This is a genomic window from Pseudomonas sp. I3-I5 (assembly GCF_022699445.1).
In the GTDB taxonomy this organism is placed as follows: domain Bacteria; phylum Pseudomonadota; class Gammaproteobacteria; order Pseudomonadales; family Pseudomonadaceae; genus Aquipseudomonas; species Aquipseudomonas fulva.
In genome coordinates, this window is sequence record NZ_CP093940.1 from 1792120 (window position 1) to 1805102 (window position 12983).

General features: G+C 62.6%; 10 protein-coding genes. 4 read left to right on the top strand and 6 right to left on the bottom strand.

The genetic code is table 11. From position 1 onward, the window contains the following. The first annotated feature begins 66 nt into the window (after positions 1-66). Positions 67-4545, top strand: coding sequence for an NEL-type E3 ubiquitin ligase domain-containing protein (locus MOP87_RS08070; protein WP_242810376.1), 4479 nt, complete (start codon positions 67-69; stop codon positions 4543-4545). Positions 4546-4754: 209 nt separating this feature from the next. Next, complete coding sequence (locus MOP87_RS08075) at positions 4755-5306, top strand: DUF4174 domain-containing protein (RefSeq protein WP_145279217.1); 552 nt, start codon at positions 4755-4757, stop codon at positions 5304-5306. A 67-nt stretch (positions 5307-5373) separates the two neighbouring features. On the opposite strand, the gene MOP87_RS08080 is transcribed toward MOP87_RS08075, so the two are convergent. The 3 genes from MOP87_RS08080 to MOP87_RS08090 form a co-directional block, all read right to left on the bottom strand. Beyond that, a complete protein-coding gene (locus tag MOP87_RS08080; RefSeq protein ID WP_145279215.1) occupies positions 5374-6711 on the bottom strand; it encodes an MFS transporter in 1338 nt (445 codons plus the stop codon). 158 nt (positions 6712-6869) lie between these two features. Next, on the bottom strand, positions 6870-8435 hold the full coding sequence (locus MOP87_RS08085; protein ID WP_242810377.1) for a sensor domain-containing diguanylate cyclase: 1566 nt from the start codon (positions 8433-8435) through the stop codon (positions 6870-6872). Between the two features lie 74 nt (positions 8436-8509). Then, positions 8510-8989 carry a hypothetical protein gene (locus MOP87_RS08090; RefSeq protein ID WP_242810378.1) on the bottom strand — a complete coding sequence of 160 codons (480 nt, stop codon included), beginning with the start codon at positions 8987-8989 and terminating at the stop codon, positions 8510-8512. 127 nt (positions 8990-9116) lie between these two features. Here MOP87_RS08090 and MOP87_RS08095 point away from each other — a divergent pair, with 127 nt between their 5' ends. Both MOP87_RS08095 and MOP87_RS08100 read left to right on the top strand, forming a co-directional pair. Next, on the top strand, positions 9117-9614 hold the full coding sequence (locus MOP87_RS08095) for a GNAT family N-acetyltransferase (protein ID WP_110606813.1): 498 nt from the start codon (positions 9117-9119) through the stop codon (positions 9612-9614). Positions 9615-9736: 122 nt separating this feature from the next. After that, on the top strand, positions 9737-10057 hold the full coding sequence (locus MOP87_RS08100; protein WP_088522986.1) for a hypothetical protein: 321 nt from the start codon (positions 9737-9739) through the stop codon (positions 10055-10057). 105 nt (positions 10058-10162) lie between these two features. On the opposite strand, the gene MOP87_RS08105 is transcribed toward MOP87_RS08100, so the two are convergent. From MOP87_RS08105 to MOP87_RS08115, 3 genes are read right to left on the bottom strand one after another with little or no spacing between them, the layout of a single operon-like run. Further along, entirely contained in the window at positions 10163-10942 is a 780-nt protein-coding gene (locus tag MOP87_RS08105; RefSeq protein ID WP_110606839.1) for an ABC transporter ATP-binding protein, read from the bottom strand. Between the two features lie 5 nt (positions 10943-10947). Continuing rightward, a complete protein-coding gene (locus tag MOP87_RS08110; RefSeq protein WP_125921961.1) occupies positions 10948-11964 on the bottom strand; it encodes an iron ABC transporter permease in 1017 nt (338 codons plus the stop codon). Further along, the gene (locus MOP87_RS08115; RefSeq protein WP_059183120.1) at positions 11961-12971 is read right to left on the bottom strand and encodes an ABC transporter substrate-binding protein; all 1011 of its coding nucleotides are present in this window, start codon (positions 12969-12971) and stop codon (positions 11961-11963) included. Before MOP87_RS08115 ends, MOP87_RS08110 begins: the two co-directional genes overlap by 4 nt. Between the last annotated feature and the right edge of the window lie 12 nt (positions 12972-12983).

A 12983-nucleotide genomic window follows, 5' to 3' on the forward strand; every position in this document is an offset into this window, starting at 1 on the left:
CGTCGCCGCAGGTATGTTTGTCGTCTCGCTAACCTCCCGTGCAAAGTCACTTCACGGGAGCAACTGATGGACACCGCACTCACTGATCAACAGCTGGCGGAGCAGGCCTGCCAGGATGGCCTGATCGCTGCTCGCTTGCCGGCCTGGCTCAAAAAGCTCGATAAGGCATTCATTGCCCAGGCAGGGCAAGCGCTGAACAGCAGCCTGAAATGCCGCCAGCGTCTGGCCGCGCGGTGGGGATTGATCGAAGGTATCGAGGCATTCGCCAAGCCTCTGCTGGAAAAATCCCTGAGCGCTCGTTTCGGTATCACCCAGGGCGTGGACCAGTTGTGGTTTCGCAATGCTTACGAGGTACCGCTCGCCACTTACTTCCCGATACGGGTGCCCTTGTACGAACGCCACTACTACCAGATACCGCTGCTTGAAGCCGTCTTGCGAAATTTTACCGCTGAACAGACGCAGCCCCAGGTCTTGCCGCCGATGGCTGGCGTGTTCGACGCGGCAGGTAACTCGGTGCCCAGGCTTAGCGCCGCTCGGTTTGCCCAGTTGACCCGGGAACTGGATCTGGGTGGGCTCTATCAACAACACTTGTCTGCCCATCTAGCGTCGGCCTCCATGCAAGCGTTACTAGGTGAGCTGAACCGGCACGAAATGGTGCTTGATGCATTCAAGGCCGATGCCCAGGGCGTGTTCGCTCCCGGCGAGCTCGAACTGTTGGTCGATTTGTGGCAAAGCGGCAGGCTGGGACGCCTGCACGGCGATCGAGTGCTTCCTAAAAGCTTGCAGATTATGGATTGTCCATTGCAGCAGATTCTGGTGCTGGATGTGCGGGACGAATCGTTGGCACCTTTCTACACGTCGAGCAAGCGTGTGCTGGTGTATATCCCGGGTGACCCGTTTGGAGCCTGGAGCACAGCCGATAATCTGGAACGCTTTGAACGCGCTGTGCTCAACGCACGCTTGCGCCAGCCTGCCTATCAGCAGTTTTTTGCGCGTTTCATTCGACGTCGTGATAGCCAACGATTCTTCAGCCAGCTCGCGTCGGCTTTCTATGAAGACATACCGATCTGGGCAACAGCTGACCTGTACCCGGTAGCAAGCGCCTTGTCGGAGCCTGTGTTCGAAACCCTCGCCCGCAGCCGCGTTGCACACGTAATGGACGATGCCGCAACGCTGGCGCCTCCGGTCAACGCGTTGGATCGGGCCATTGGGCGCGCGCATGAGAAACGCCTGGCAGTCGAGGGCTGGACGTTGCTGGGGCTGGCCAGTTTCTGGCTACCTGGGTTGGGCCTGGTATTGCTTGCCGTGACTGCCTGGGAGTTGATGAAGGAGGTGTATCACGGGGTAGACACTTGGCACGAAGGCGAGACGGAGCAGGCTATGGACCATATGACCCATGTGGCCGCTCAAGTTGCATTGGTTGGAGTTACCGCGGGAGCGGGTTATGGTTTGGCCAAGGTGTGGAAACGCTCGACGTGGGTAGATGGTCTGGTCCAGTCCAACGTTGAGGATGGGGGCGCGCGCCTGTGGTCCGAGGACCTGGCGCCCTTTCGAAGCTCCCCGCCACCTGTTGAAGCCGTGGCAGATCATGAGGGGATCAGCCGCCAGGATAGCCGCGCATGGATCCGCATGGACGGCCACACCTACCCGGTGCAGCAACGCACGACGGACGAGCAGTGGCAACTGGTGCCGCGCGAGGGTGTAGGTCCTCTTTTACAGCACAACGGTGCAGGTGCGTGGCGGTTGTGGAGTGAGTCTCCCCTGGATTGGTCGACCAGCCATTACCTGTTCAGGCGCCTGGGCGAGCCGATGGCTGAACTTGACGACACGCGAATCGAGCAGGTCATGGCCATTCACGCGCTCGACGATGACCAGCTACGCGGTTTGCATTTTCGCGGCGTCGACCTCTTGCCAGCGCTGATCGATACCAGCCGCCGTGCGCATCTTGCTCAGCGTACCGAGAACCTGCTGATGCAGTTGCGCACTGGTGTTGTAATCGAAGATCAGAGGCTGCTTGCGCAGGTTGTGCAGCTGACCGGTGGCGAGGGCCTGTCTTCTTCGGATCTGGCGGCGCAGCTCGATGCACGACGGTACGAGGTCATGCAGCACCTGCTTGATCAGCAAATGTCTCCTTCCAGTCAGGATATCCAGGCTTTGCAGTGCGTATTCCCACGCTTGTACCCCAGTGCGGCACAGGCGCTGCTGGCCAATGCGAGCAGTGTCGACCTGCAACGTCTGCGTCGGACGGGTCGCGTGCCATTGCAACTGGCCGAAGCTGCCCGTGAGCGCAGCTCGCACATTCGTGTGCAGCGCGCCCTCGAAGGCCTGTACTTGCGGACGTCGCAGGATACGGACTTGGCCAAGCTGGTCCTGAAATTGCTCGACTATCGAGTTGGAGGCATCGGTAATGTGCGGTGGCGCCTGTTGAGTGCGCAGTTCAACGGCGTGCAACTGACCAGTGCCGGAGAAGGGGATGTCGAGCTACAGCTGTTCCATGACACCCAAGGCTTCAGCGTAAGAAACGCCTTTTCGCAGGAAATCTGCCCTCCCGGGGACCTGTTCGAGGTCATCGTGAATGCCTACGATCAGGCCCAACTGACAACCATGGGGCTGCATGCGCCTTTCGCCGAAAGTTTGCGCCAGGAAGTCGCTGCGCTTGCCCAGGTTCACCGGGCAGCGCTGCCTGAGCTCCTGGGCATCGCGACTCGCGGCCGCTGGCAATTGCCCACCCGCTTGGCTGACGGCCGCGTGGGTTACGTGCTCAGTGGACGTGGAGGGCGCAGGCCCAACCCCTATCTGCGAAGGCTGAGGTTCCTGTACCCCACCTACACCGATAATCAACTCGACGAGTGGCTGACTGATGCGCGTTCGGCAGCAGGAGGCATCGAGGCGCGGCTGCAGTGCCTGGAGGATCAGTACCGGACGCTCAACATGCATTTGCGTACGTGGGCCAGGCAAGGCTCAAGTCATGCCGAGCGTCAACGTCGCCGGACGCTGGGAAGAGCCTTGCGCAATTGCTGGCAGCACGTGCTCGATGAGGGCATGCACGGCGACAGTCTGATTCTTGCCTATCGTTGGGACATGATCGGCATTCACACCGAAAGTCTACCGGAGCTGCCGCCCCAGATACGGTTTGATCATGTGTATTCGCTGTCGCTGCGCGACGCCAGCATCCGCTACCTGCCTGAAAGCTTTCTGGGTGCGTTTACCAGTGTCCGGTCGCTCGAGCTTCCCGATAACCAGATCTCTCGGATCCCCCAGGCGCTCTTGCAGATGGAACATCTGTGGACGCTGAACTTGGCGCACAACCAAGTGGTGCTGGACGCGGGGCAGGCAACCATTCTCGGTAGCTGCAGCCATTTGCGTTACCTGGACCTCTCACGCAACCCGTTGGGCAGGCCCTTTTCGGTGGGCGGGCTGACATGCCTGCACGAGTTGCGTATAGCAGGCGCCGGCCTGCGCAGCTTGCCTTACCAACTGCTCGAGAGCACTTCGCTGCGGGTGGTCGACTTGCGCGACAACCTGCTTACGGCGTTGCCTGACGACTTCTATGAATCGCGCCTGTGGGTGGAGGGGGAGGTCCACCTGGGCGGTAATCCGCTGTCGGCTGTTGAGCGCGAACGGCTGGAGCAAGCGTTACTCACAGCGGCTACCCGCGCCCGTGATCGAGCGATGGTACTGGTGCGGCTGAACTGGATGGATGCGATCGGCCTAGCCCAGCGCACGGAACTGGGCACCTGCTGGGAACACCTGCAGGCCATGGAGGGCAGCGGCGAGTTCTTCGGTCTGCTCGAACGCCTGATGGAAACAGCGGATTTTCAGCACCGCACAGGCGCGCGCTATCTTGCCGGCCGAGTCCTGACATTGTTGGGGGCCATGCGTGATTCGAGCGACTTGAGGATGGCGATGTTCAGCGACGCTGAGCAACTGACCTGTCAGGACAGCGTGGCATTGCGTTTCAGCGATCTGGAAGTGCGCCTGCGGGTCTGGCAGGCCGAAGTCCAAGCGCAGCAAGGTGAACGAGAACAGGTGCTGTTGCACCTAGGGCGGCAGCTGTGGCGTTTGGATGAAGTCGAGCGTGTGGCCATGGACGACGTGCGCTGGCGACAGGCCGATGGTGCCGATCCTGACGAGATCGAGGTGGTGCTGGCTTACCGCCTGGCGCTACGCGAGCGCCTTGACTTGCCCATTTTCACCAGCGGCATGTCATTCAGGGCGGTGGCCGGGGTCACCGAGACGCATATCGAAGGAGCAGCCAGGCGCGTGTTGCAAGCAGAAACCAGCGAGCAACTGGCCAACTCCCTGTTGGACAGGGAATTCTGGTGCAGTCACGTGCGCCGCTTGCATGCACAACGTTTCGACGAGATGAACGCACCTTTTCATGCACGGCTGGAGGCTGTGCAAGAGGCTGCTGATCTGAGCGAACAGCAGGTGTTACAGCAGACGGAAGAAATTTCGCAGCAACGCCAGGCGGCCGAACGGGCGCTTCTGCTGGACATCACGCGTCAGGCGCTGGGCAGCGCGGCCGAGCCCCTTCAACCCTAGGAACAGGAGCGCCGTCGTGCCGGAGCAGGGTGAGCGTGTTGAGCTATGCTCGTAGGCATGCACGAGCCATGTAAGGCGCCACATGGCAGGGTGACACCTCCAGTTACTTTTGAGTTGCGCCTTGCCGGGTGGGTTGGTTTAGGCTCCTGCGTCGGATCTTTCTCCAAGGTCCGTAGTCTTTGTTTGATCGAGAGAATAAGGAGATGCGCATGCTTGTCCGGTCATTGACCCTCGCCGCCCTGCTCGCCGCCGTGAGCCCGGCTTTTGCGGCCGACAGTAGTGGGCCACTGGCCCAGGAGCTGGGCAAGGCAAGGCCATTGGTCATCATCGCCCCCAGCAGTGCCGACCCTACCCTCAGGGCCGTGACCAAGGCCATGGAGGATCCGGCTACGCAGGCTGCCTTCAAGGAGCGCAACGTCGTGCTGTACAGCGTCGCCCAGATGATGGGGAAACGGGACGACAAGAACCTGGAGCAGCAGACCACCATGGCACTGATCCGCGAGCTCAAGCTTGGTGCGAGCAAGGGGACCAAGGTCATCCTCGTTGGCAAGGACGGTGAGCGGCACATGCTCAAGGATGATGACACTGGGGAGGTCCTCGATCCCCAGGCCATCATCAAGGCGGTGGACGATCTACCTGCCAGTGAAAAAGCGGTCAAGGCTTCCGAGCCGGTTGCGACCGCAGTGCAGGAAAAGACCAAGGAAACCAAACCGGGCAAGGCCGCCAAGCCCACCTCACCGCCCAAGCCCTTGGAAGACTGAGCCTCTTGTCGAGCCCTCTCATGGAAGACCGGGTGCCATGCAGGGCTGCCAGCGCAGCCCTCACGGGTCAGGTCGTGGATTGTCCTGCGCTGCCAGTTTGGGCCAGGGATGGGTCATCATGCAGCGATATCCGCGAGGTTTCCGGCAACGCCAGCCCGCCCACTAGCGCTATCAAGGCAATGACGACCAGATAGAAAGCCGGCGCCAGACTGCTGCCTGTCTGCCCGATCAGCCAGGTCGCGACCAGTGGGGCGGTGCCGCCGAACAGGGTATAGGCAACGTTGTAGGTGATGGCCGACGCGGTATAGCGTGTACGTGTCGGGAAACTTTCCGATAGCAGGGCCGCGGTTACCACGCCGCTGGACAACGCGCCTACCGCCAGCAGCACGACACCGAGCAAGGCGCCGAACATCGACCCCGAGCTGGCCAGCCAGTAGGCTGGGAACACGCACACCATCACCCACAAGCAGGTGAAGCCAATGGTCTTGCGCCGCCCGATCCGATCCGACACAGCGCCGGCAACCGGGCAGCCAGCGGCGGCGAACAACAGCGCGACAGTGGTCACCAGCAGCGACTGGGCGCGAGTCAGGTTGCCCACCAATTGCAGGTAGGTGGCGAAGTAGGTGGTGAACATGTAGAACGACAGTGCAGTGAGGGAGATGAACGCGCCCAGGTTGCGTATCGCTCGTCCATGGTGGCGCAGGGTCTGCTTGAGAGGCGAATGCTCGTGTTCCTTGCCCTGGGCCAGTGCGTCACGGAAGGCTGGCGTTTCCTCCATGCGCCAGCGCAGGTACAAACCGACCAAGCCCAGTGGTGCGGCGATCAGAAAGGGTACGCGCCAGCCCCAGGTGGCCATGGCTTCCGTGGTCAGGCTCGCTTCCAGGCCGTAGGCGATCACGGCAGCGCAGGCAAAGGCCGAGAACGTCGAGACCGGCACGAAGCTGCCATAGAACGCGCGCTTGTCGTTCGGTGCATGCTCCATCAGGTAAGCACAGGCCCCCGCATATTCACCGCCTGCCGAGAAACCTTGTAGACAGCGGGCGAGCGTCAAGAGCACGGGGGCTGCCAATCCGATGGTGGCATACGTGGGCAGTAGCCCGATGAGGGTGGTCGAGCCTGCCATCAGCAAGATAGTCAGCGACAGGATACGTTTGCGTCCCAGGCGGTCTCCCAGGGCGCCGAATACGATACCCCCCAGTGGGCGCAGGGCGAACGCCACCGCGAACACTGCGAAGGTCTTGAGCAGGGCGACGCTCGGGTCACCACTGGCGAAGAATTGGCTGGCGATGAGTGTTGCAAGAAAGCCGTAAACGGCGAAATCGAACCATTCGACGAAATTGCCGATGGCCGAAGCGGCGATCACCCTGCGCAGGGTGGCAGGGGATACCTCGTGAAGTGCGGACATGCGGGTGCTCTCCGATTTTCCATTGGCAGCCATGACGAGCGTGGTGCGGTCGAGCCGCGCCATCAGTAGTTATGGTTGTCAGTAGATCGGCCCCGCTTACGAGTCGCTTTGTCGAGGACGACCTTCGGATGCCAGAAACGACCGCGGCGAGCGGGGCTTTAGGCCACGACAACGCGATTGCGCCCACCTTGCTTGGCCAGATACAGCGCTCTGTCAGCCGCGGCCAACGTGCCGGCCGCATCGCCTGTGCCCTCCCAGTGCGCCACCCCAAGCGACACAGTCAGGGCGCCCACCGGCGCTACCGGGGTGTCCCCGATGGTCGCGCGCAGGCGCTCGGCCACACTGGCTGCCACAGCTAGATCCGCACCGGGCAAGAGCATCAGAAATTCCTCCCCGCCAGTACGGCACAGCAAGTCGCCTTCCCGGCAGCAACGGCGCATCGAATGGGCCAGTTGTCGCAACACGGCATCGCCGGTGTCGTGCCCGTGGCCGTCGTTGATCCGTTTGAAATGATCCACGTCCATGACGATGGCTGAAAAGCGCCGCCCTTCGGCCTCCAGCAACGACAGGCTGAATTCCAGCCCGCGGCGATTGATCAGCCCTGTCAGGGGGTCGGTCTGGGCTTCGCGGTTCAGGCGGCCAATGCGTTCGTGCAGCAGGTTCAGGCCGAACAACAACGCTCGCTTGAGCTCAGCCGCCTCGAAATACCACGCACGCACCCGATGCAAGTCTTCGGCCGTGTTGGCGCTGTCCATCATCCGTGCACTTGCGGCGAGCTGCCAGAGCGGCCGAGCGATGACCAATGCCAGCCACCAGAGCAGCAGGCTGCCGACCAGCGCCAGTGGCGCTGATGTACCTATCACATTGAGGACCAGGGTATTGAGCGGCGCCACGGTGCGTGACAGTGGTTGCTGGGCGACCACGCCCCAGCGGGCGCTGGGCACGGTGGCGAAGCCTGCGAGCATCTCGACGTTCTGGCTGTTGGTGAGCGCCACGGTGCCGCTGGGCAGTGTTGGCAACTGATCGATCAAGGCATTGCCCTGCACGACAGTACCGACGCGCTGGTTATCAGGGTGATAGAGCAGGCGTCGCTGGTGGTCGACTACATAGAGGTATGAGCCGTCCTTGTAGAAATGCTCGCCCAGCAGGCTGTTGAGGATATTGCGTTCGCGCAGGTAGAGGGTGCCCCCTACGTAGCCCAGGTAACGGCCTTGCTTGTCGATGATCGGCTGCGAAAGCGTGACCACCAGGTTGTTGGCGGCAGAGACGTACGGGGTCGAGACCAGCCCACGCCGCAGGTGCAGCGCTTCGTCGACGCCTGGGGAGCGCATGCGCCCGCCCACCAGGTGCCGTAGCGGCGCAGGGGAAACTGACAACAATGTGCCGTCGGCATCGATCACGAACGTGGAATTGAACGCCATGCTCTGCGCCAGCACGCGGTCTGTTTCAACCTGCAAGGCCACGGCGTCACTCAATTGTCGGCCTTGTACACCTGCGCTGAACTGCAGTTGCTGCAAGGCGTTACCGATGAATGTTTCGGTGATGGTGGCCAACTTGGTGGCGTACACCCGGTTCGCTTCCAGTGCGTGATTGATCAGCAACTGTCGCTGGACGCGGTAGCTGGCAAAATAGCTGGCGCACAGCATCACCAGTGCGGTGAGTGCGCAGAGCACCAGAATGAGCCTGCGCAGGTCCAGTCGCAATCCATGCTTGGTGTTAGGCAATCCTGACCTCGGAATCATCAAATGCGGCGAATGGCAATGAATGCTCATTGGCAGTCGCGTAGCGCGAGTGTCACTCAGGGGGCGTTTTTTTCAAGCGCCTTGAGTTCAGCCTCCACGTCCTGCATGCGCTGTTCAGCCACCGCCTGTACCTTGGCATCTGCGGCGGTTTGCTGCATCAGTTCCGTGAGTTTTTCACTCAACCGCTTGCCTTCCGGTGTCTTTTCCAAGGCGCGGGCCTTGGCGGGGTCCTGCAAGGCGCCGACGATACTGGCGAATTCGGCATCGGTGAAGTTCTGTTCGCTGTACAAGCGGAACAGGTCCTGACGCTGGTCGTCAACCGTCAGGTGCCGACGCAGGACCTGTTCGATACGGGTCTGGCTCACGTCAGGGTGCTTGCCCGCAAGGAGCACGGCCATGCGCTGAATGTTGTGGTCATAAGCCTCCTGCAGCGGCAACTGGGCAACGATCTGTTCTTCTCGCGAGGGTTTCTGGTCGCACGCCGTGACCGCGGCGGTGAGCGCAAACATGAGCAGCAACTTCGGGAGGCGATGCATGGCTTGGCCTGAATGGGCTGTGGGGTAGGGCGATTATACGGGTGCGCGCACGTCCGGGACGAGCGTTGCATTTGCCTTGCCGGGCTGGCTGCGGTAGAACCAGGCCTTTGACTGCAACGGTTGCCCCATGCCTGAACTTACCCTGCGCCCCGTGACCCCCGAAAGCCGTGACGAGGTCGTGGCCTTTGTCGAGGCCGCGCGACGGGACTTGTTCCCGATGCTTGCCAAAGCGCCTTTACCTCCCGACCTTGCACAGTTTGATGATGTCTATCTGCAAGGCGCCGGCGCCTTCCTCGAAGCACGGGCGGGCGCAGGCCTAGTGGGCGTGATCGGCTACCTGCCCTATGACAACCGCTTTGCGCAGTTCGACTACGGTGACCAGCGTGTGGCCGAGGTCGTGCGCCTGTTCGTGTTGCCTGCCTATCGCCGGCTTGGCGTGGCGGCACGCTTGTTCGGGGCCTTGAAAGCACAGGCGGCAATCGATGAAATCGACCGTTTTTACCTGCACACCCACCCATTTCTGCCGGGCGCCGTCAGCTTCTGGGAGCGGCAGGGCTTCACCCTGCTAGACGTTGAGGACGACCCGATCTGGCAGACGACCCACATGGACCTGCGGCTGCGTTAGGCGCTCGGACATGTCCTACATTGACGCGGGTGTGATGGACCACGCGTTCATTTTCTTACAAGGCAGGTGATGGTTTGCTTCCTCGTGCACGGACTTTTCACAGCCGCAGAGGGAGAGTGACAATGCCGCACATGGCCCTGTACAAACTGAAACTGCTGGATGAATTCGAGGTTCGCACAGACGGTTGGTCGTTCGACGATTTCCAGAACCGCCTGATGGACATCTGGCGTGGCGCCACCCGCCAGGATGCCGCCTGCATCATCAATGCCGCGCACCGAGAGGGCAGGTGGCCCAGGACGGTCAGGCAATACCTGTTGAGTCGCATCAAGGTGGCCGGCCACGTCGAACCGGAGTTGGAAGCCACGTTCATCGAACTGTCTGGCTCGCTCACTGGCCAGGAGCGGGCGCAATGGTGCCGCACGGCGACCGATACCGTTCACTGACCGCTGACAGGGGCGCGCGGCGGCCTCGCTGTCGCCGCCCGTATTCAACACGCACTACCGTCGGCCTACTCGATGTTCATGATGTGGCGCGTGATACGCAGGCGCTCACGCGCTGCGAAAGCGCAATACCTGAGCGCCGTCCAGCGGGTCGGTGAGCACGTGTGCGTGAACGCCGAAGGTACTCAGCAAGCAAGCGGGCGTGAGCACATCCAGCGGTTTGCCCAGTGCGACCAGTCGCCCGTTGTTCAATACCGCCACACGGTCGCAGGTCAATGCCTGATTGAGGTCATGCAAGGCCACCAAGGTCGTGACCGGCAATGCTTGCACCTGCTGCAACAGGCCCAGTTGATGCTGGATGTCGAGGTGGTTGGTCGGCTCGTCCAGCAATAGCACCGCGGGGCGTTGCGCCAAGGCCCGAGCGATGTGAACGCGCTGGCGCTCGCCACCGGACAACGACCCCCACAGGCGGCTGCGCAAATGCAGGGCATCCACATCAGTCAGCGCGTGTTCGACGATGGCCTTGTCGTCCTCACCGAACGGCGCCAAGGCCGATAACCAGGGGATACGGCCCAACGCCACAGCGTCGAAGACTCGAATGGCATCGAGCGTGTCCGCATGCTGCTCGACCAGTGCCAATGACCTTGCCACCGCTCGGCGAGGCAGGCGCGAGAGCGACTTGCCCAGCAGTTGCACGGTGCCAGTGGCCGGCTTGCGCAGGCCTGCCAGCACTTTGAGCAGCGACGACTTTCCCGAGCCGTTTGGCCCGACGATGGCCAGGGTCTCGCCGGCGTGCACCGTCAGGTCGATCCCGTCGAGCACTGGGCGGCCCCCCAGGTGCAGGCTGATGCCCTGGCAGCCCACTGGGGCGAGCTGCATGGGCGCCATGGCGGTCACGCGCGCCCCCTGCGGGCCACCAGGATAACTGCGAACACTGGCGCACCGATCAGGGCCGTGACCACCCCCACGGGGATGACCTGCCCGGCAATCAGCGTCCTCGACAGGATGTCCGCGGTGATCAAGAACAGCGCCCCGCCCAGGGCACTGGCCGGCAGCAGGCGGTCATGACCGGGCCCGAGCAGCAGGCGTAGCGCATGGGGTATGACCAGGCCCACGAAACCGATCGCGCCGACGATCGAGACCATGACGGCGGTCACCAGGGCTGCACAGCTGATCAGCAGCAGTTGAGTGCGCCGTACCGCAACCCCCAAGGAGGCTGCCGAGTCGGCGCCGAAGGTGAAAGCGTCCAGCGCTCGGCGTTGCCACAGGCAAACCAGAAGGCCCAATAGGGCAACGGGTACGGCCAGCCAGACCGAAGGCCAGCGCACGCCGCTGAGATTGCCCAGCAGCCAGAACAGAATGCCGCGGGCCTGTTCGGCCGTGGCCGACTTGGTAATAAGAAGCGCCGTCACGGCATTGAACAACTGTGAGCCGGCAACCCCCGCCAGGATGATGTGAGCGCCAATGCCGCCCGGGCTCGCGGCGCGCGCCAGTAGCAGCACCAGTGCGAAGGCGGCCAGGGCACCGATGAAAGCCCCGGCTGACATGCTCAGCGTCATGCTGCCCAGGCCCAGCAGCCCGACCAGCACTGCACCTGTTGAGGCGCCTGCCGACAGGCCCAGCAGATAGGGCTCGGCCAGCGGATTGCGCAGCAACGCCTGGAGGATCACGCCGCAGGTGGCCAGCCCAGCGCCGCAGGCCGCCGCGACAAGGCTGCGGGTCAGCCGGTAGTTCCACACGACACCGGCGTCGATGGGGTCGACCGGGTAGCCCGCCTGCCAGGCATGGTTGGCCAGTACCTGGCCGACCAAGGCCAATGACAGCGGGTTTTCACCGATTGAAGTGCCCGCCAACAGCGCGCCCAGCAGGGCCGCCAGTGCGGCGCAGGTCAGCCCCAGACGCTTGATCACTGCGCTGCGACGCCGGTGGAGAAGGCCGTGGCCAGCGTCTGCACGCCGCGGAACAAACGAATGCCCGCCTGCATCGCCTCGGCATCGAGCACGATGATACGCCCATGCTTGACGGCGTCCATGTGCTGCGTCACAGGGTCATTGCGCAGAAAATCGAGTTTTTTCTGGTAGTCGTCGGCCGGAAAACGGCGGCGGTCCATGCGTGCAATGATCAGCCAGGTCGGGTTGGCCTTGGCCAATGTCTCCCAGCTCACGGTTGGCCACTCCTCGGTGGAGCTCACCACGTTGCGCACGCCAAGGGCACGCAACATGAAGTCCGCAACGCCCTGGCGGCCTGCCACGTACGGGTCGGTGGCCAGATCGGCGCTGGAGAACCAGAACAGCGCCGAGGTAGTGGACAGGTCAACGCCTGCCAGCTGCGCCTGGGCATGGGCCAGGCGGCCCTTGAGCTCGTCATTGAGGGCGGCGCCACGAGCCTGCACATCGAAGACGCTGGCCAATTCACTGACACTCTTGTAGATGCTTTCGACCTGGAAGGCTTGCAGCCGCGTGCCGTCGGCGCCCACCCGGTTGTCCTTGCCTTCGCAATCCGACGGCAGCACATAGGTGGCGATGCCCAGCTCATTGAATTGCTCGCGCGTACCCACCGCACCCTGGTCCCCCACCATCCACTCGAACTGGGCCGTCACCAGCTGCGGGCGCTTGCCCACTACCGCCTCGAAGCTGGGCTCGTTGTCGGCAAGCCGAGGGACCTTGGCGTCCTGCGCCTGGTAATCGGGCAATACGTCATTGAACCAAAGCGATGACGCGGCCAGCCGGGGGGCCAAGCCCAGCGCGTACAGCATTTCGGTGCCTGCCTGGCCAATCGTCACCACGCGTTGGGGGGCTTGGGCGAACACCTGGGGTTTGCCGCAGTTGTCGACCGTCAGCGGATACGCGGTAGGTGCACCCTGAGCCAAGCCGGCAATGCCAAGGCCAGCGAGCAGGGTGGCGAAACGGGGCAGCATGCAGGACGATCT

Coding starts and splice junctions, on each gene's coding strand:
- MOP87_RS08070 (WP_242810376.1), top strand. CDS start 67: ATGGACACCGCACTCACTGATCAACAGCTGGCGGAGCAGGCCTGCCAG.
- MOP87_RS08075 (WP_145279217.1), top strand. CDS start 4,755: ATGCTTGTCCGGTCATTGACCCTCGCCGCCCTGCTCGCCGCCGTGAGC.
- MOP87_RS08080 (WP_145279215.1), bottom strand. CDS start 6,711: ATGTCCGCACTTCACGAGGTATCCCCTGCCACCCTGCGCAGGGTGATC.
- MOP87_RS08090 (WP_242810378.1), bottom strand. CDS start 8,989: ATGCATCGCCTCCCGAAGTTGCTGCTCATGTTTGCGCTCACCGCCGCG.
- MOP87_RS08095 (WP_110606813.1), top strand. CDS start 9,117: ATGCCTGAACTTACCCTGCGCCCCGTGACCCCCGAAAGCCGTGACGAG.
- MOP87_RS08100 (WP_088522986.1), top strand. CDS start 9,737: ATGCCGCACATGGCCCTGTACAAACTGAAACTGCTGGATGAATTCGAG.
- MOP87_RS08105 (WP_110606839.1), bottom strand. CDS start 10,942: ATGGCGCCCATGCAGCTCGCCCCAGTGGGCTGCCAGGGCATCAGCCTG.
- MOP87_RS08115 (WP_059183120.1), bottom strand. CDS start 12,971: ATGCTGCCCCGTTTCGCCACCCTGCTCGCTGGCCTTGGCATTGCCGGC.